Genomic DNA, 772 nt, shown 5'->3' on the forward strand with positions numbered 1-772 from the left:
GATCGGCGGCATCGACCATGGCGCCCGAACCATTGGCCAGCACGAAACGGCCGCGTTCGCCGCGTGCTTTGGCGACGCGGTCCGGCCAGGCGTGGATGAGGTGCGCGCCGGCACTCTGACCCTCCCCCCTCGGGGCGGAGGGTGTAGCCTGCCTCGCCAGCCGTTCGGCGAGCTGGCGGGCCGACACGGCACGCGGCGACTTCTCGGTTCGAAAGCGCATCAGCCGGCGTTCGAGATCGGCGCCGTCGCCGCCGAGCCCGCGCTCGGTGAGCAGCACGGCAAGGGTGGCCGCCTCCATCGCGTGGCCGGTTGCGGCGGCTTCGGCGACCATATGGGCAAGCCGCACCGGCAGCGCGAGCTTGCGCATGGCGGCACCGGCGTCGGTGAGACGCCCGGCGTCGTCGATGGCATGCAGGGCGACCAGCAAGGCCCTCGCTTCGTTGAGCGCCGGAACCGGTGGCAGATCGAGGAAGGACAGGCTCGTGGGATCGGCGACGCCGAAGGCTGCGCAGTCGAGCAGCAGGCCGGAAAGATCGGCCTCGAGGATTTCAGGCGGGGTGAAGGCGGGAAGTGCCGCGGTCTGCTCGGCCCGCCACAGCCGGATGGCCACGCCTGCTTGCGTGCGGCCGGCGCGGCCGGCTCGCTGGTCGGCGGAAGCCCGGCTGACGCGCACCGTCTCCAGTCTGGTCAGGCCGCTGGCCGGCTCATAGCGCGGCAGCCGCGACAGGCCGGAATCGATGACGACGCGCACGCCGTCGATGGTGATTGAGGT

1 pseudogene is annotated in these 772 nt (G+C 72.0%); it reads right to left on the bottom strand.

From position 1 onward, the window contains the following. Positions 1 to 772 (bottom strand): annotated as a pseudogene (locus EN742_RS36565) (ATP-dependent helicase HrpB); the annotation flags it as partial.

The organism is Mesorhizobium sp. M4A.F.Ca.ET.020.02.1.1, assembly GCF_004022645.1.
Lineage (GTDB): Bacteria > Pseudomonadota > Alphaproteobacteria > Rhizobiales > Rhizobiaceae > Mesorhizobium.